Genomic DNA, 17,051 nt, shown 5'->3' on the forward strand with positions numbered 1-17,051 from the left:
AGATATCGCTGGCGGATAATCGAATTCCCAGAGTGCTGCCCCTCTCACAAATGGTCTTGTGAGAGGGTTTTTCGAAAGCCAGAAACGCGTGATATCCGTTCATCAAACCTTGGTGGTCGTGACCGCTGTCATGCAAAGCGACCTATCATACACGAATGACTGCCATCTTATCTTGCGTCATATCATGCATCGTATAGCCGATGCCGCCCGTGTTGTATCCCGATTGCCGCCGTCCCGCGAAGGGCATCCAATCGACCCGGAATGCAGTGTGATCGTTGACCATAACTGCAGTAGCATCCAGTCGTTGTATGGATCGCATTGCAATATTTATGTTTCTGGTGAAGACGGCTGCTTGAAACGCGTATGGAAGGGCATTGGCAGCCGCTATCGCGTCATCCACACTATCATAGCTATAAACGCAGATCACGGGGCCAAATATTTCGGCCGTCGATACTCGTGCGTTGTCGGGTGGACTTAACAATACGGTCGGAGCAAAGGTTGTATCACCAAGGCGTTTGCCGCCGGTCAAAACGGTAGCTCCCGCCTTGACGGCCTCGTCTACCCATTGTTCGACGCGATCCACTTCTGCTGGTCGAATAAGTGGCCCACACTCAACACTGGGATCGCGGGCATTTCCGACTTTCAGAGCGCTGGCAGCATCGGCTAGCTTACCGGCGATCTCTGCCGCCATGCTTGCTGGCGCAAAAACACGCTGAACTGAAACGCAGACCTGACCTGAGTGGTAGAACCCGCCCTTCGCAAGCAAAGGTATCATCGTTTCAATATGAGCCGTTTCATCAACAATTACAGGTGCAGCCCCACCATGTTCCAGCGCGCATCGCACCCCAGGGGCCAGCTTGGACCGCAGCATCCAACCTACCTTGGCTGAGCCGATAAAAGAAAAGAAGCCGACCCGAGTGTCGGTGATCATCTGCTCGGCCACGTCGTTGTGGCAAATCGCTAAGTGGCACCAGTTCTTAGGCAAACCGGCTTCGTGCAGAATTTCGACAAACGCCTTGCAGGACAGTGGCGTGTCCAACGCTGGCTTGACGATCACAGGGCACCCCGTAGCAACGGCAGGGGCGACCTGATGCACGATTAAGTTTAGCGGGTGGTTGAACGCGCTGGCCGCCACCACGACACCGATGGGCTCGCGCTGCGTAAAGGCTATCCGACCTGATCCGGCAGCGGTCAGGTCCATCGGGATTTCCTTGCCAGCCATATGGCCAATCTCATGGATGCACAGCTCAACTCCATCGATGGCGCGGGTCACTTCGATACGCGCGTCGATCAGGGGTTTGCCGCCTTCGCTGGCGATTAGCATCGCCAGATCTTCGGCTCGGTCAGACATGATACGAGCCGTGGTCTTGAGGATCTCGATCCGCTGAAAGGCCGGCAGCCACCCGTCGCGCGACCGATGCAAACCATGGGCCACGTCCAACATGGCATCCACATCATTCCACGTGTTGATCGCGACACTGCCGATCTTTTCAAGATCAAACGGGTTTAGAACGTCCAGAGTATCGCTCATATCAGGCACACCTTTGCAGCCAATTCATCAATCAGCACGCGCTGGTTTTCGCTGTAGTCCACCGGTAGGTCGATCAGATGCACACCGCCCGCGTGGAACGCTTTTTCGAAGGTTGGCACCAGATCCTCGGTACGCTCGATCCGATGGCCGGTCGCACCATAACTGTTGGCGTATTGCACGAAATCGGGGTTGTTGAATTCCAGGCCCCAGTCGTCAAACCCGGCATGCGACTGCTTCCACCGGATCATCCCGTATGAACTGTCATTCAAAACGGTCACAACCAGATTGAGGCCAAGACGAACGGCAGTCTCGATTTCTTGACTGTTCATCATGAACCCGCCGTCGCCGCAGATCGCCATGACCCTGCGGTCAGGGTACAGCTTGGCTGCCATCATGGCCGAGGGCAGTCCGGCCCCCATGGTGGCCAGAGCATTGTCCAGAAGAACTGTATTGGGCTGATAGGCCTGATAGTTTCGCGCGTACCAGATTTTATAGATACCGTTGTCCAGCGCGATGATATCGCAATCGCCCATCACTTTGCGGGTATCAGCCACAAAGCGCTGGGGGATTACCGGGAATCGTGGGTCATCGGCACCTTCAGACGTGTGCAGGTCGGTCTCTTGCTTGACGCGCTGGAAATAGCTTCGATCAAAGTCGAGCGGGCCGCCCAGTATGTCGCCGAGCCGGGCGATGGATTGCGCCAGATCACCAACCACTTCTACCTGCGGGAAATAGACCTGATCGACCTGCGCCGCCTTGTAATTCACATGGATTACCTTCACCCCGTCTTCCTCCATGAAGAAAGGCGGTTTTTCGACCACGTCATGACCCACATTGATGATCAGGTCAGCCCGTTCGATGGCGCAATGCAGGTAGTCGCCGTCAGAAAGCGCTGCCGTTCCCAGAAACAGGTCCGATTGTTCATCCACCACGCCCTTTCCCATCTGCGTGTTGAAGAAGGGGATTTGCGTCTCATTCACAAAGGTGCTGAGTGCACTTCGCGCGTCCTTTCGGTTTGCTCCGGCTCCAAGCAGCAGCAGAGGCATTTTCGCTGCACGGATCATCTCTGCCGCTTCAGTCAAGACCGTATCCCCTGCTACGGCGTAGTGGCGCGGATGCGGCTTAAGAACGTGTTCCGTCGTATCTTCGGCCGCGATATCTTCGGGCAATTCAAGTAAGACAGCGCCAGGGCGTTCCTCTTGTGCCACGCGAAAGGCCTCGCGGATCAGGGATGGAATGGTGTTGCCGTGCACGACCTGTTTCGACATCTTGCAGATCGGATCGAACAGGCCCACGACGTCAATGATCTGAAATTGGCCCTGTTTCGATTTCTTGATGGGTTTCTGCCCCGTGATCATGATCAGGGGCATGCCGCCCAGATGAGCATATGCAGCGGGTGTGGCAAAGTTGGTGGCCCCTGGCCCCAGTGTTGCCATGCAAACACCCGCCTTGCCGGTCAAGCGTCCGTAGGTCGCCGCCATAAATGCCGCGCCCTGTTCATGGCGGGTCAGGACCAGTTCGACCCTTGAGGTCCGCAAGGATTCCAGCACATCCAGGTTTTCTTCACCCGGTACGGCAAAGATGTATTCTACCCCTTCAGCTTCAAGAGCCGCGACAAGCAGGTCAGAAGCTTTGGTGGTTGACGGCGTGTTTTGGGAGTGATCGGACATGTGTTCTCCTGATAGCTTTTGGCTGATACAAATGGGTCGACCAGATGGTGATAGGCCTCATGGTTGAAGTTTTGACAAGGCTGCCGTGCTACTCAGCAGCCTGCAAATGTTGAGATTCGGGATAAAGCTCATCCATTGAAACGGACCGGCCATTGTCCAACACAATACGCGCATGGTGACGCTTGAGCTGGCGCGGTTCGGCCACCCCGCAGCTATGGGCGATAATACCGACCTCTTTCTTCATGTTCCGGGCATAGCTTGCCACGCGTTCCGATTTACTCGTTGGATCAAGGCCGAACTGCAACTTGGTATTATGCGTGGTAATCCCGGTCGGGCAGGTGTTCTTGTTGCACTGCAACGCCTGGATGCAGCCCAGTGCAAACATGAACCCACGCGCTGAATTCACAAAATCCGCACCCGCACAAAAGGCCCATGCCACCTCGGACGGGTTGATCATCTTGCCGCTGGCGCAGACTTTGACCCTGTCGCGCAACCCATGTTTCTTGAGCATATCGACAGTCAGAGGCAGGCTTTCGCGCAGTGGCATCCCCATGTTGTCAATCAGGCTCATTGGGGCCGCACCGGTGCCGCCATCCGAGCTGTCGATGGTCACAAAATCCGGCGCGCTTTCGGGGCCGCGTTTCAGGATCTCTGCGCACAGATCGTCAAAGAACCCATATGACCCTATAACCGCTTTAAAGCCGACCGGCTTTCCGGTGATGTCGCGCACGTAGGCGATCATATCCAGCAGATCGCCGACGCTGTCGATTTCTGGGTGGCGGTTCGGGCTGATTGCGTCCTGACCTACTTGCAACCCGCGGATGTCGGCAATGTCCTCAGTCACTTTGGCGCCGGGGAGGATGCCACCCTTGCCGGGTTTGGCGCCCTGGCTCAGCTTGATTTCAAACATCTTCACCGCATCATGGGCGGCGACAGAGCGCAACTTGTCCTCGTCAAACCCGCCTTCAGGTTTTCGCACTCCGAACTTGCCGGTCCCGATCTGGAACACGACATCTGCACCGCTTTCCAGATGATAAGGTGACAGACCGCCTTCGCCGGTATTGATCCATATGCCCGCTTTCTTAGCCCCTTGGGACAATGCCCGCACGGCAGGGATAGAGATCGCGCCATAGCTCATGCCAGAAATGTTGAACATTGAACCCGTCGTATAGGGGTGACGTGCAAAGGGTCCAACTGTGACAGCAACCGGCCCCCGAGCATCCTGTTCCAGCATCGGGAAGGGGCAGTTGACGAAATACACAGTGCCTGTGGGACGCAGATCCCTCGTTGAACCAAATGCGACGGTTGAATCCACGTTCTTCGCGGCACGGTACACCCACGAGCGTTCCGCCCGGTTGAACGGCATCTCCTCGCGGTCCTGGGCAAAGAAATACTGCCGGAAGAACTCTCCCATATGTTCGAAAAAGTATCTGAACCGGGCCACGACGGGATAGTTCCGGCGCAATGTGCTTTCCGTTTGTGTCTTGTCTTTGAAATAGATGACGGCAACCCAAAGCACCGCGAGGCCGACAGAAAAAATGAACACATAGGATAGTATTTCCAAAAAGCTCAGGATCGCATTCGAAAATTGTGACATTTGTGGGAACTCCGGGCTATTTTTGTTTTGCTTGGTTAGAAATCCTACGATCTGTTTTCGATCGCCTGTTGATTAATGCATCCAAGGATTCGGTTGTGTAGAGGGCCCAATGTGCGATCAACTCTTATTGATATATGATCACATGAATAGGAGCGGCGCCGTGATTGCTTTTAGAGGCCGTCGGGTTTTATTCGCGGCGAAGCTCCGATCCAAAAGGACCGGAGCTTTGTGCGACAGACATCCCATTACACAAGGCTAGACTTGGCCAGCTGCGCTTTTCTTAATAAACTGCAAGCCCATATGTGCCGAGCTCGGGTAGCCCCCCGAGAGTTTGCTTATGGATCAAATCACCATTTGATTGAATGTCGAAAATCATAACTTCGCCTCGATTTCCGATAAGCTGATAGATTTCCATACCATCTGCACTCACTTCGATATCACTGAAAAACAGGTTTTCATTTGGGTCTTTGAAGGCCTGAGCATTTACCAAAGCAGCCGTTCCATTGGGTCGAATCCTGAAGCTGCTAATTGAACTCGACAAGGCATTTTCCGCCCAAGGAGTTTTGCCATCTTCGGAAATCGTAACCCAGCAATTTGCGATCTCTCCATCTTCGACTGATGGGCCTGTGAGTACATCCCCGGAAATAAGCTTCAGCGATCCGTCGGAAGACAAATCGTATGTAGAAAGCGACCCTGTCTGCCAAGAGTACGAGGGGCTCAGGACAACTTCACCTTGGCCTTCGCGTAAGCTGAAGTCAGGGGTCAAAAACCGGGCTTCCGACATCGCGATCGTATTCCCCGATATGGCAAACCCGACCGGGATCGCCTGAAACCGGGTGTCCTCGTCACGCGGAGAATCAACTTGAGAGATGGGTGCTGCAGACAGAGTTCCATTCTCAACTGCAAAGACCTTTATTTTTCCAGTCACAAGCTCATTGACCACCACAAATTCACCATTGTCAGAAAAACTGATGGTCGATGGCCGCGCTTCCAGATCTCGCCGAGAGTCAGCAACACTCTCAAGACGACCATCAGCTATCCTATACATCCCAATGTTGCCCGCGCCATTGTGGGTGCCGACCGCGGCAACCGCCAGCAAGTCATCATGAAAGGCGAGGCTGATTGGAAATCTGCCGGGTGCCGCTAGTGAATTTACGACGGATAGCGTGAAGTCTTGAGCAACGCGCATCAACGAGATGGTTGCATCGCCGGCGTTAACAACCGCCAAAAACCTGCCATCGTCAGACATTGCCAGCGAATTTGCAGAGATGAGCGGATCATCCCCGTTTGCCAACGGATGAGATGGGTCTTTCTTCAGATCGGGGATTTCTAGATCGCCAGTCCCCGTTCCTCCGGTTGGAAACTCGCCATGAACCCGATATTCACCATTGGCTTCAGTTTGATAGGCGACGATGGAGTTTTGCTTGGCATTGTTTGTGACCACAAAGAAACCACGCGTATCAACCCAACCAACGCTGGCGGTACCAAAGACGAGAAATGAGGCGAAACAAATCATGGTTTGTGAGTGGTGCATGGCGCTTCTCCTTTTGTCTTGCAAGGGAACCTGCCTTTTGCTCAACCGAATCATGAGCGGGTGCGCTTTTAGGCAGGAAAAAAAGAGGCTACCGAGAGGCCCGCTAAAAACTGTTGCTGAACTGTAGGCGAATTATGACGGCTGAACTTTCCAGGGATCATATCAATACTGGAACAGATGTCCGATTGACTACTCGACTACGGCGGGAGAGGGGGCTTCCAAGCGGTTCAGCCTTCCGACGGAGCTATCCGGTTCGGTTTTTCTTCGCGTTCTAGGTCGCAGTTGTGAGGGTTGTCTCGCGTCAATGGATATTGCATCTCCAGTTCTTTTCTAAGTTTGTGGTCTTTTCGATAAGAAGATTGGGGGTCCGCTTGTTGTTACAGGCAGAATTATCATATGGATTTCGAAATTCCGGTTATGAAATCTATAACCGTTTAGCGGCGCTCGATAACCGCGTGCGTGTCGTTCGGAGCATGCCAATTTGCTCCTCTATAAATTGCGCGCCTACTGAGACAGTTATTTATTTATTTTGGGTTATCATATTTTTGTGCCCAATGAGGCAGTCCTGCGACGTTGGATAAGACGAAGGCAATCTTACAGTTCATATAAACGCGTTGGTGGGACATTTCTGGGCGCGAGTAACGTCAACTTATCCTGACCCGGACATTCGGTACTGTCTCTCGAATGTGTGAGTCGCCTGAGCAGCTCGAAGTTTGCAAACCTCGGTTTTGAGGGTCTGCTTAGGGCTGCCGCCAGCCAATCGAACTGATTGCAGAGAAAGATAACTTTGGACCTTCTTGGCCTTTTTGCGGCAAGGCAACGAACGTCAACCTCATTGAAAAATGAAATCATCAGAATCTTTCTTTTCGAATAGGCCGTCGAACAAACAGGGTTTCAGGTTTATCAATCACTATTTCCCAAACAACGTTGCTTGAAGCAAAAACGTCTTTGAATCCCTGCATATTCGACGGCTCGTCCAAGATCAGGACCCAACCTTCATCGAACACGCTACCGATCAATCGGTTAAGCACCTCCAGCCGATCTTTTTCCAACAACATGTGCAAGGTGCGATCTATGAGCAATACGTCGAACTTATCTTCGGGAACAAAGGTCCTTATGTCTTCGACGATGCCCTCAACACTTAGATTCTCGTGCCGTGCTGCTTCAAGCAAATCACGAATGCCATTGGGAGAGATGTCAACACCTACAACGCTGTGACCCAATCGTGCGATGAACAACGCGTCACGGCCTTGACCGCAGCCAATATCCAACACGCGCAATGGTTTGCCAGAGCATTGTTTGAAAAAGTCGACAAAGACTTGAGTGGGTTCTCCAAGTGCATTGCGCGTTGACCGATAAAGCTTGTCGAAGTTGTACGGTATATACAGGCCAAACATCTCTTTTGTTGAATTTGACAACCCTTCTTCCAGCTCAAATCCATTTTTCCTCAATACTCTGGCAGAAGCTGGGTTGCCCGTTTCAACACCGCCGTAAAGCTGTACCGATTGGCCGTCGGCCCTGTACCATGTAATGAGACCCGAAATCAGTTCGGTCGCATAGCCTTTCCCCCAGGCGCGTTCGCAAAAAAGATACCCCAGATGAACTGTCTTAAGCGTTTCGGGTTCTAAAAATTCAGCTAAGATCAGAAGACCCAAAAGGCTATCATCAGCTCGATCTCGAACCGTCAATACCTCGCACTCGGCAGCCTGCTCGTTTATCCAGTCCTTTATCGAGGAACCGGTATCATGAATCTGCAACGGTTCAGGCAGATGTTGTAAAACAGCAGGTGTTAGAACGTCCTTAAGTTCATCCATCAATTGGCGTCGTTGTTCACCATTGCTCACTGTCTCTGACCAGCTTTGAACTCGCAAGCGCGCGGTCTCAAATTTCCTTGTCTGTTCCAAAGGCTCTACCTCGATTTGATTACTTGCAAAGTTGCGGAAGCACTATTGACTTCGCGCGCATACAGGTTAGTTAGAGTGACTGACTAAATAGGATGGTGGCATGAAGTTGGCAAGGCTGATCGAACTGGCGCACAGACAAGGCCACAGACAGTGGGCGAAAGCAGGCGGGCATCTGGGGATGACCCACAGCGAATACGAGTATCTTCGCGCGATAAAGGATCAGGAAGCCAAAAAAACGGACAAAGATGATCATGGGCAACATCTCCAAGATGTTGTCGATGATATGGGTGTTCGAAAAGCATCGGCCAGTGCGATGGTCTTGAAGCTTGAGGAGCGTGGGTTAGTCGTGCGTTTCCCTTGTCAGTACGACGCCCGCGCTCAACACATAATGCTAACTGAACAAGGTCAAAACCTACTGTCTTCTGGCGAGCAGATCTATGAAGCAGCAGCGAAGGCGCTGCTTGAGGAACTGTCCGAAGATGACGTCAGAGCGATTGAAATCGCAGTAGGGCAGCATCGGAAACCGGTCTGACAAGTATTTTGCTGCTTAAGGTAAGTCAGTCTGACTAACTTGAAAAGGAAACTGAAATATGACGTTCGAACTAGTCCTAATGGCGACGGCCATCCACATCTTGATCTGGGAGAAACTCCCTGAATGGGGAACGTGGTTCAACCGCTTCATTGCGGCGCTGCCTCGACCGCTAAGTTCACTCTATGAACAATGGCATTGCCCGTACTGTGCCGGGTTTTGGATCGCGCTGGTTCTACATGGTTTGACCGGGTTTTGGACGATACCGGCACTTGCGGCGCTGCCAGGGCAACTTGGTGTTACTGCGGCACCTATCGGGTGGTTCTTGGACGCCCTTGCCTCAGCGACTTTGATCTATGCAGCAATCATCGGATTAAAAGCCATCGGCCTACCGGCCATGAAAGCTCACATGATGAAAGAGGACTTCATGAAGTCCAAACTTTCGAAAGACGGTGCCTAAATAGCCGAAGAATACTAGTTGAGTTTGCTGGCAGATAGAATGTCCGCAAACGGTAGACACGTGAGCATATTCAACTCGAAGTGAATAGTAAGTGCCTTTTCCAAGCCGCTTGCCGTCATGCCTTACACGCAGCGGTGATGATGATCTCGACTTTCAGATCCGGCCGAGCGAGCTTTGCCTCACCGCAAGCGCGAGCCGGAGCGTACCCGGTCGGAACCCAGCTATCCCAAACGTCGTTCATCTCATCAAAATCGGCCATGTCGGACAGCCAGATGATCGCTTGCAACATCTGTTCCCGCGACGATCCCGCTTCGTCTAGAAGCGCATCGACGCGAGACAGGCACTCACGGGTCTGCTCGGCCACAGTGGCACCTTCGCCAACCTGCCCGCAAAGAAATGCGACGCCGTTGTGTTTGACTATCTTGCTCATGCGTCGGCTGGTGTTGATACGTTCGATCATGAAGGCTTCTTTCTTAGTTGGTTGCGCTGTTCACCGAACCGTCCATCGCTGCCAGTTCGCCAAGAGTCACGGGTTTCAACGGTGGCCTGATCCGATAGTATCCGGTTTCGTCCATCGTAGCGCCGTTCGCTTCGGCCAGCAGGCTGCTTACGGTCAGTCCGCAATATCGGCCTTGGCACGGTCCCATTCCGGCACGACTGAAGGCCTTGGCCTGGTTCGGACCCGAACAGCCGATACCGGCATGGCGACGAATGTCTCCGGCAGTGATTTCCTCGCAGCGGCAGATGATAGTCGCGTCGGCGGGCTTTGTGGCTTCGATTGCGGGTGGAAAAGCCGCGTCAAGGAAAGGGCGCGCCGCCAGTTCCTGCGCGATACTGCGCCGAATTGGTTTGGCGGCTTTGTCCCTCTCGATCGTCGAAATCGCCCCCAGATCGGCGGCCATTTTCAATGCTGCAAGGCGGCCTGCCAAGGCGGCTGCCTTCGCGCCACCGATGCCAGCGCCATCACCGGCGATATGGACCGTTTCGACATTTGTCCCGCCCCAGTCATCTAGGTTGGGCACGAAGCAGTGCTGCTGTGCGTCCCAGTGATGCGCCACGTCAATGGAGCGGGCTGCCTGTGTGTTAGGCACGACACCGTGATGCAAGAGCACTGTGTCGCAGGGAATATGCCGGGTCTTTCCGCCCGCAGTAAAGCGGATGCCTTCGGCGGTCGTTTCTCCATCAATCGAAATACCCGTAGCGGAAGTGTAGCGGCGCACCCCGGCGCGACGGATTTCCGATAGCATCGTCAATCCCTTGAGCAGATATCGCCAGCCGCGAAGGGCTCCGCCCAGATGCGGAAGCGCACGCAGAAAATCCGCTCGTGTCTGCGTTTCGACCAGCGCCAGAGGGGGTGTGCCCGCTCGTATCATCTGCGCAGCGATCAAGTAAAGCAGCGGCCCTGATCCAACCAGAACCGCGTTTTTTGACAGGACGCCAGATTGTTTCAACAGAATTTGCGCCGCCCCCGCCGTCATCACACCAGGCAAGGTCCAGCCCGGTAGCGGCATCGGGCGTTCCAGGGCTCCTGTGGCGATGAGGATGCGTTTCGCTTCGATTGCCCCCCCTCGTCCGTCAGCGGTGTAGAGAACCCGAATTCCCTCTTCGATCGACCAAACCACCGCTCCGCCGATATGGGTGATGTTGCCGTGATCCAGCCCGGCTGTGAGGGGCAATCCGTCTATATAGTCCTTACCCAGCAGTTCGCCCCTGATAGGTGCGACCCGATCCACATCGCGGTAGATCTGCCCGCCGGGACGGCGCTGCTCGTCCAGAAGGATAACATGCAGGCCAGCATTTGCGGCGGTTGCGGCCGCGGCCATTCCGGCAGGGCCAGCCCCGATGATGACAAGATCAGTTTTCTGCATCGATCACGTTCCTTCCTTTGCGCGGCATCGACAAGCGCAACCCTTCCGTAACTTCAAGCATGCAAGCTTGACGGGTCACACCGTCAACGTCCACGAGGCAGTCGAAACAGGCACCCATCATGCAGAATGGCGCACGTGGAGCGCCCGAAACCGGTGTGTATCTGAAAGTCTCTACACCGGCGGCCAGCATCGCGGCCGCGAGATTTGAACCTTCGGGCAGCTGCAGCTCTTCGCCCTCGAACCATACTGGAACCTGTGGGCGCCCAACCTCCAACTCAAGAAATGACGAAGCGGTCTTCACTGAACACCTCCAGATTCGGTGCGGCGTTGGTGCCTTCCAGCCAGTCGGGCAGGAAACGAGCGTGGGCCGCCGCAAGGGTGATGCCGCTGTGGCAAGTGACCAGGAAGGCGCCGGCCATCTCGGGACTTTCCTGGTAGATTGGCAAGCCATCGGGCGACAGAATTCGCAAAGCTCCCCAACTGCGTACGAGTTGCGCCTTGGCAAGCACCGGGTAGGCCGCGATGGCCTCGGAAGCGAGGCCGGAGAGGCCAGGCTGGGTGACGTCATCATTCAGGCCCACCTCTTCGTTGGTGGCACCTATCTGGACGCCACCTTCATCTACCTGCCGTGCGATCAGCGAGGGGCGGTTGATTATTTTTGGCAGCTTCTCGGTGATCATCACTTGACCGCGCTGTGGCCGGATTGGGGCTTTGAAGCCCAGTTTGGGCCCAAGTTCCATTGCGCCCAAACCCGCGGAAAGGATCACCTTGTTGGCCTGCACCTGGCTTCCGTCCGCACAGGTGATAGTGAAAACATCCGATTTCCTGACGTCTGTGACAGTTTTTTCGTTCAGCACCCGCCCACCAAGCCGCCGGACGTCGTCGGCGAGAGACCGCAGCAACTTCAATGGATTCACGTGGCCGTCTTGATGATGAAGGATCGCACCAACGACTTTGGGACCGATCTCCGGCTCCTCCATGAGGAGCGCCTTCCGATCCAGAACTTCATATGGGTAGTTTCCGTCCAGCTTCGCTTTCAGCTCCTCGTATTGCGCGACTGTTTTCGTCAGGGTTTCTTCCGAGAAATGCAGGTCGTAGCCACCCATCTGCTCAAGCGACATGTCATGTCCGGTCGCGTCAGCAAGCTCATCGGAAAATCCGGCCCATGCGGCGGCGGATTGCTGGCTCCACGCGGCATAACGGGGTTGTTTGGTGCCCTTGGATTGCACCCAGACAAGTCCAAAATTTCCCCGACTGGCGCGAAAGCTGCCGTCGCCTCCATCAAGGACCAGAACGCGCTTGCCGCGTTTCAAAAGGCCCCATGCGACAGACAGGCCGACAACACCACCGCCAATGATTGCAAAGTCGGATTCCATGATCTCAGTTTCTGAGTTTAGGTTTGAGTAGAGCCGGGGCGACCTGAAAAGCTGTCGCCCCGGATTGTATCAGACGAGAGGCTGCTTACTCGGAGACCTTATCAAGGATCGCCTGACCCCATTCCACGCCCACGTCTTCGAGCACGACCGGCCAGACTTCCGCCTGAACCTTAGCCGACATCGCGGCCAGTTCCGCGTCGCTTAGCGAAACGATGGTCGCGCCCAGATCGGCCAGTTTCTGTTCGTTGGCCTTCTGGTCTGCTTCGGCCACGGTCCAGCGGGTCGCTTCAAATTCTGCCGCGGCCGCTTTCAGCGCGTCCTGATCCTCGGCATCCAGGCCGGCAAGGGATTCATTCGAGATGATCATGTACCAGACCTCGAAATGGGTGTTGGCCGGGATGTAGGTTTTGGTCACATCGCGGAACGAGGCATAGTAGCCTTCGGCACCCGAGCCGATCACACCGTCAACAACGCCGGTCTGCACCGCCGTGAAGGCTTCGGAAAACGGGATAGGCGCGGGGATGTAGCCCAACGCATCGCCGGTTAGCTGGAAGCTCTTGATGCCGGGCACCCGCACCTTGATGCCGTTATCGACCGACGGATCGCCCGGCGACACTGCGTCGGTATTGAGCGCGATGCCACCAAAGTAAACCGGATAGGCGGCCAGCATGGTGATGTCCTGCTTGGCGTAAAGCCCATCCATGGTTTCACGCACCACGCCACCGGGGCCGTAGATCGCGCGGGCCTGTTCCCAGTTTCCGGCGAGATAGGGGAACGAGCTGATCTGCATCTTGCGGTCTGCAGCGGCGGCGGCTGGCTGGGTCGCCATGTCGACCGCGCCGACCGAGATACGTTCCTGCACTGTTGTATAGTCGCCCAACGCTGAGGCGGCATAAATTTTGATGTTGACGTCACCGCCGGTTGCTTCGTCCACGGCGGCGGCAAAGGTGTTCAACTCGACGTCGATCGTGGTACCTTGCGGGCGCACATGGCTCATCTTCAGGTCGGCTGCCATCGCGGTGGTCGACAGCGCCATCAGCGCGCCGGTTGCAGCAGTTATCATCATGCGTTTCATTGTGTTTCCTCCGTTTGGGTTTAGTTGGTTCAGGATCAGTAGCCAAAGAGTCTGGGCAGGAAGAGCGACAGGTCCGGCCAGAGCGATGTCAGGAACACCACGGGCACATAACCAGTCACGATCAGGATCATCGCGGGCGGGATCACCTTGGTGACCTTCACGTTGCCGATCCGAGCCCCGAGATAGAGGATCGAGGCATAGGGCGGTGTCACGCCCCCCATCGCGGTGTTGACCCCCATGATCGCGGCAAACTGCACCGGGCTGACACCAATGGCATTCATCAGAGGCAAGAGCAGCGGCGCTATCAGGATGATTGCGGTGACGTCGTTCACGACCATGCCGACCAGAAACAGCATAATGTTGATCAGGATAAGCAGCAGAACCTTGTTGTCAGTGATCTCAAAAATCGAGGCGACCAGCGCCTGCGGGATACCTTCCATCACATACATCTGGCTTAGGATCATCGAAAACAGGATCATAAGCAGAATTGCACCGACGGCGGTTGCGGACTCCTTACCGGCCATCAGGAAGTTTTCCCACCTGAGCCCCTTGTAGATCAGAAAGCCGACGGGCAGTGCATAGATCACCGCTACTGCGGCAGCTTCGGTCGGGGTCATGATGCCGCCATAGATGCCGCCCAGGATGATTACCGGCATCAACAGTGCGGGGAAGGCGTGAACGCCGCGTTTGGCAACCTCGCTACTGAGTTCGCTGAACGTGGGCTTTTCATCCAGTATCAGGTTGAACTTGCGCGACATCCATAGGTTCACCATTGAAAAGTTGAACATGATGAACAGACCCGGCCCAAGAGTCGCGAGGAAACAGGCGAGGATCGACGTGTCAGTGACCCAGCCGTAGATGATCATGGTGACCGAGGGTGGGATCAACAAACCAAGGATCGAGGAATTGGCAATCAGAGCGGTCGCGTATTCGCGGGGATAGCCGCGCTTTTCCATTTCCGGGATCAACAGCGGTCCGATCGCCGCGATACCGGTCAGGCCGGACCCCGAGATCGCCCCGATCACTGCACAGCTGACCGCCGCCACGACACCCAGACCGCCACGCACGTGGCCGATAAAGGCACTGACGAAGCGTAGCAGAGAGGCGGCAATACCGCTTTCGCTCATAATGGATCCGGCCAGAACAAATAGCGGAATGGCCAGCAAAATCGGGTTTCCAAGTTGCTGGAATCCCCAGAGCATGTTGCCCTTCATGGTGGCGCCGCCGATGAAATACATCACCATCAGCGCACCCCCGAAGCAATAGGGCAACGGCACTCCGAGGGTCAGCAGGATCACCAGGACAGCAACGGCAAGCAGGGCGACTTCAACCAAGGTGAATCTCCTCGTCAGTATCATATCCAAGAATGTGGCGGACCAGATGAATCGCCGTGTAGATCATCATCAGCGCCAGACCGATGGTCAGAGCCACCTCGGCATAAAATGTGGGAATGTAGAGCGTCGGGCTCTCTTTCCAGACACGCCACGAATAGCGGGTGAATTCCCAGGACCAACTTAGCAGCCAGAGTCCGACAATCAGGCTGATCACTTCGCCGATAATCGCCAGAATGACGTGCTGGCGTGGCGTCTTCAGGAAGATCTCAAGCACATTTGCGCGGATATGAGTGTTTTCCCGCGAGGCATTTACCGCCCCAAGGACGTAGAGCCACAGCGCCGGATATGCCATGGTTTCCTCAAGCCCCATCACCGGTACTTGCAAAACATAGCGGGTGATAACCTGAACAAACTGGCCCAAAGCCACGATGCAAATAATGCTGGTCAGCAGGTATTTTACGAAACGCTCCATTTCCCCCCTCGCGACGTGATTGTCCGTCGTCGCAATACCTACTTTCTTCTCTTCCATAGAAGCAAATTGGAAATTACGTTATATCCATAGTTTGCCTCTATGGGGTGCAATGGGAATCCAACCACATGAACCTGACAATCCGTCAACTCACGACATTTCGCGAAGTGTTACGCACTGGGTCCATATCCGAAGCCGGGCGCACGCTCGGGCGCACGCAACCATCGGTCAGCGCGATGATTGCGGGCCTTGAGAGTGAGATCGGATTTCGACTGTTCGAACGAGAGCATGGCCGGCTGACGCCGACGCCCGAAGCGCATTATTTTCTGGAAGAGGCCGAGGCCGTCCTGTCGCGGCTTACACAGTCCACGAACGCTCTACAGGAAATATCGAACCTGAAGCGTGGCCGCCTGCGCGTCGCTTGCCACCCAGCCGCATCAGGGTTCTTCATGCCAAGTGTTCTCGGCCAGTTTTTGCAAGACAAGCCCGCTATCAAGGCGTCGCTGATGATGCGCTCGTCCAAAGTCATTGAGGAACTGATCGCCTCGCAGCAATACGATCTCGGTTTTACCGAAACACCTGAGCCACGAAAATCAATTCATCAGCAGGATTTCGATCTGGAATGCCTGTGTGCTATGCCCGCTTCGGACCCGCTGGCTGCAAAATCCCTAGTTTCAACAGAAGATCTGGATGGCGCAAACCTGGCAACGCTTTTTTCAGAACATCCGACTTTCCTTCAGACATCTGCGGCCTTCAAGAACACTGGAAAGAGTTTTGAGCGTAGGTTTGAGTTGCGGACATTCTTACCTGGTTTGCAGTTTGTCAAAGCGGGCCTGTGCTATTTGATTTGCGATTTGATTACAGCTTTTAGCTGCAACGATCCCCTGCACGGTACCGGTGGTATCGTATTTCGCCGCTTTAGCCCCAGAATCAGCAGCAGCGTTTCAATTCTCACCCCCGCACATCGCCCGACGTCTCTGATAACTCAAAGCTTTAGCCAGAAACTGACTGAAGACATAAACGCTATGAAAGCAAACGTACTGCTCTGAACGCGGTTCTACACCCGAGCAATGGCCGGTCCCACAACTGGGCTTTGGTGCAGCTGTAGCGCAAGTCTGCTTTGTTGCGCTTTCTGTGAGTTCGCCGATCCGTAAGCTTTGCTTGTGCGGCGAATGTCGGGAAAGCGGATTGCGACCGCAGCATGCCAACACAGTTTCGAGCGTCCACAAAGGGCCGAGTGCTAGGGCAGCGCATTCTGCTGATCAACCAAACTCAAGTAAGACACACTGCACCGGTCTTCAGGTTGCGAAGAGGCTCACTGGCGTTCCGTTTGACGTAGACTTGAAGCACTTGAACCGTTGAAACATTAAATAAGCGCAAGAATCTTAAGGTGTTGAATTCAATGGGAGACAAGTCTCAATAATTCGGTCCCATTAATTACGTACTCCGACAGGCGAACCGTCGCAGCAGTTAATGGCTGGTAATGAGAGTTATGAAAAACAACCAAAGACGTAGAAGCCAAATTATGTGAAATGCACGTCTTTTGCCATTGTAGCAGCAGAATGAGTTAGTTTCTCAAAGACGAAGGCGCGCCGTGGGAGAAAGCTCTACTACCTTCAACCCACTGTTAGATGCGACGCTTACCTGTCCGTTGTTCCACGCATAGACAAGCACCACTGTTTTGCCTGTATGCGCATCCTGCAC

The 17,051-nt window shown here is 54.6% G+C and carries 15 protein-coding genes; 3 read left to right on the top strand and 12 right to left on the bottom strand.

What is annotated here, in order from left to right:
• Positions 1-145: 145 nt before the first annotated feature.
• The 5 genes from ACR1XV_RS18300 to ACR1XV_RS18320 form a co-directional block, all read right to left on the bottom strand.
• Positions 146-1,531, bottom strand: coding sequence for an aldehyde dehydrogenase family protein (locus ACR1XV_RS18300; RefSeq protein WP_480533978.1), 1,386 nt, complete (start codon positions 1,529-1,531; stop codon positions 146-148).
• The gene (locus ACR1XV_RS18305; RefSeq protein ID WP_480533980.1) at positions 1,528-3,201 is read right to left on the bottom strand and encodes an acetolactate synthase large subunit; all 1,674 of its coding nucleotides are present in this window, start codon (positions 3,199-3,201) and stop codon (positions 1,528-1,530) included. Before ACR1XV_RS18305 ends, ACR1XV_RS18300 begins: the two co-directional genes overlap by 4 nt.
• 88 nt (positions 3,202-3,289) lie before the next feature.
• The gene (locus tag ACR1XV_RS18310) at positions 3,290-4,798 is read right to left on the bottom strand and encodes an FMN-binding glutamate synthase family protein (protein ID WP_480533982.1); all 1,509 of its coding nucleotides are present in this window, start codon (positions 4,796-4,798) and stop codon (positions 3,290-3,292) included.
• Between the two features lie 280 nt (positions 4,799-5,078).
• Positions 5,079-6,332, bottom strand: a complete 1,254-nt coding sequence (locus ACR1XV_RS18315; protein ID WP_480533984.1) for a lactonase family protein — start codon at positions 6,330-6,332, stop codon at positions 5,079-5,081.
• A gap of 851 nt (positions 6,333-7,183) precedes the next feature.
• Positions 7,184-8,146, bottom strand: coding sequence for a GNAT family N-acetyltransferase (locus ACR1XV_RS18320; protein WP_480533986.1), 963 nt, complete (start codon positions 8,144-8,146; stop codon positions 7,184-7,186).
• Between the two features lie 190 nt (positions 8,147-8,336).
• On the opposite strand from ACR1XV_RS18320, the gene ACR1XV_RS18325 reads away from it, so the two are divergent.
• Positions 8,337-8,768 carry a MarR family winged helix-turn-helix transcriptional regulator gene (locus ACR1XV_RS18325; RefSeq protein ID WP_480533988.1) on the top strand — a complete coding sequence of 144 codons (432 nt, stop codon included), beginning with the start codon at positions 8,337-8,339 and terminating at the stop codon, positions 8,766-8,768.
• 58 nt (positions 8,769-8,826) lie between these two features.
• Positions 8,827-9,225, top strand: a complete 399-nt coding sequence (locus tag ACR1XV_RS18330; RefSeq protein ID WP_480533990.1) for a hypothetical protein — start codon at positions 8,827-8,829, stop codon at positions 9,223-9,225.
• 115 nt (positions 9,226-9,340) lie between these two features.
• Here ACR1XV_RS18330 and ACR1XV_RS18335 read toward each other — a convergent pair whose 3' ends face one another.
• The 7 genes from ACR1XV_RS18335 to ACR1XV_RS18365 form a co-directional block, all read right to left on the bottom strand.
• The gene (locus ACR1XV_RS18335; protein WP_480533992.1) at positions 9,341-9,685 is read right to left on the bottom strand and encodes a RidA family protein; all 345 of its coding nucleotides are present in this window, start codon (positions 9,683-9,685) and stop codon (positions 9,341-9,343) included.
• 13 nt (positions 9,686-9,698) lie between these two features.
• Positions 9,699-11,093 (bottom strand): FAD/NAD(P)-dependent oxidoreductase, encoded by a 1,395-nt coding sequence (locus ACR1XV_RS18340; protein ID WP_480533994.1) that lies wholly within the window; start codon positions 11,091-11,093, stop codon positions 9,699-9,701.
• Positions 11,080-11,394, bottom strand: coding sequence for a (2Fe-2S)-binding protein (locus ACR1XV_RS18345; RefSeq protein WP_480533996.1), 315 nt, complete (start codon positions 11,392-11,394; stop codon positions 11,080-11,082). Before ACR1XV_RS18345 ends, ACR1XV_RS18340 begins: the two co-directional genes overlap by 14 nt.
• On the bottom strand, positions 11,369-12,469 hold the full coding sequence (locus ACR1XV_RS18350; protein ID WP_480533998.1) for an NAD(P)/FAD-dependent oxidoreductase: 1,101 nt from the start codon (positions 12,467-12,469) through the stop codon (positions 11,369-11,371). The genes ACR1XV_RS18345 and ACR1XV_RS18350 overlap by 26 nt, the downstream gene beginning before the upstream one ends.
• Before the next feature lie 85 nt (positions 12,470-12,554).
• Positions 12,555-13,544, bottom strand: coding sequence for a TRAP transporter substrate-binding protein DctP (gene dctP, locus ACR1XV_RS18355; protein ID WP_480534000.1), 990 nt, complete (start codon positions 13,542-13,544; stop codon positions 12,555-12,557).
• Between the two features lie 35 nt (positions 13,545-13,579).
• Positions 13,580-14,878, bottom strand: a complete 1,299-nt coding sequence (locus ACR1XV_RS18360) for a TRAP transporter large permease (RefSeq protein WP_480534002.1) — start codon at positions 14,876-14,878, stop codon at positions 13,580-13,582.
• A complete protein-coding gene (locus tag ACR1XV_RS18365; RefSeq protein WP_480534004.1) occupies positions 14,871-15,350 on the bottom strand; it encodes a TRAP transporter small permease in 480 nt (159 codons plus the stop codon). Before ACR1XV_RS18365 ends, ACR1XV_RS18360 begins: the two co-directional genes overlap by 8 nt.
• Positions 15,351-15,475: 125 nt before the next feature.
• On the opposite strand from ACR1XV_RS18365, the gene ACR1XV_RS18370 reads away from it, so the two are divergent.
• Complete coding sequence (locus ACR1XV_RS18370) at positions 15,476-16,396, top strand: LysR substrate-binding domain-containing protein (RefSeq protein ID WP_480534006.1); 921 nt, start codon at positions 15,476-15,478, stop codon at positions 16,394-16,396.
• Positions 16,397-17,051 lie beyond the last annotated feature (655 nt).

The organism is Ruegeria sp. AD2(2025) (genome assembly GCF_056542385.1).

Excerpts from the sequence above, each read along its gene's own strand:
- ACR1XV_RS18335 (WP_480533992.1), bottom strand. The coding sequence starts at position 9,685 with ATGATCGAACGTATCAACACCAGCCGACGCATGAGCAAGATAGTCAAA.
- ACR1XV_RS18370 (WP_480534006.1), top strand. The coding sequence starts at position 15,476 with ATGAACCTGACAATCCGTCAACTCACGACATTTCGCGAAGTGTTACGC.
- ACR1XV_RS18325 (WP_480533988.1), top strand. The coding sequence starts at position 8,337 with ATGAAGTTGGCAAGGCTGATCGAACTGGCGCACAGACAAGGCCACAGA.
- ACR1XV_RS18350 (WP_480533998.1), bottom strand. The coding sequence starts at position 12,469 with ATGGAATCCGACTTTGCAATCATTGGCGGTGGTGTTGTCGGCCTGTCT.
- ACR1XV_RS18330 (WP_480533990.1), top strand. The coding sequence starts at position 8,827 with ATGACGTTCGAACTAGTCCTAATGGCGACGGCCATCCACATCTTGATC.
- dctP (WP_480534000.1), bottom strand. The coding sequence starts at position 13,544 with ATGAAACGCATGATGATAACTGCTGCAACCGGCGCGCTGATGGCGCTG.
- ACR1XV_RS18365 (WP_480534004.1), bottom strand. The coding sequence starts at position 15,350 with ATGGAGCGTTTCGTAAAATACCTGCTGACCAGCATTATTTGCATCGTG.
- ACR1XV_RS18340 (WP_480533994.1), bottom strand. The coding sequence starts at position 11,093 with ATGCAGAAAACTGATCTTGTCATCATCGGGGCTGGCCCTGCCGGAATG.
- ACR1XV_RS18315 (WP_480533984.1), bottom strand. The coding sequence starts at position 6,332 with ATGCACCACTCACAAACCATGATTTGTTTCGCCTCATTTCTCGTCTTT.
- ACR1XV_RS18300 (WP_480533978.1), bottom strand. The coding sequence starts at position 1,531 with ATGAGCGATACTCTGGACGTTCTAAACCCGTTTGATCTTGAAAAGATC.
- ACR1XV_RS18305 (WP_480533980.1), bottom strand. The coding sequence starts at position 3,201 with ATGTCCGATCACTCCCAAAACACGCCGTCAACCACCAAAGCTTCTGAC.
- ACR1XV_RS18320 (WP_480533986.1), bottom strand. The coding sequence starts at position 8,146 with ATGGATGAACTTAAGGACGTTCTAACACCTGCTGTTTTACAACATCTG.
- ACR1XV_RS18310 (WP_480533982.1), bottom strand. The coding sequence starts at position 4,798 with ATGTCACAATTTTCGAATGCGATCCTGAGCTTTTTGGAAATACTATCC.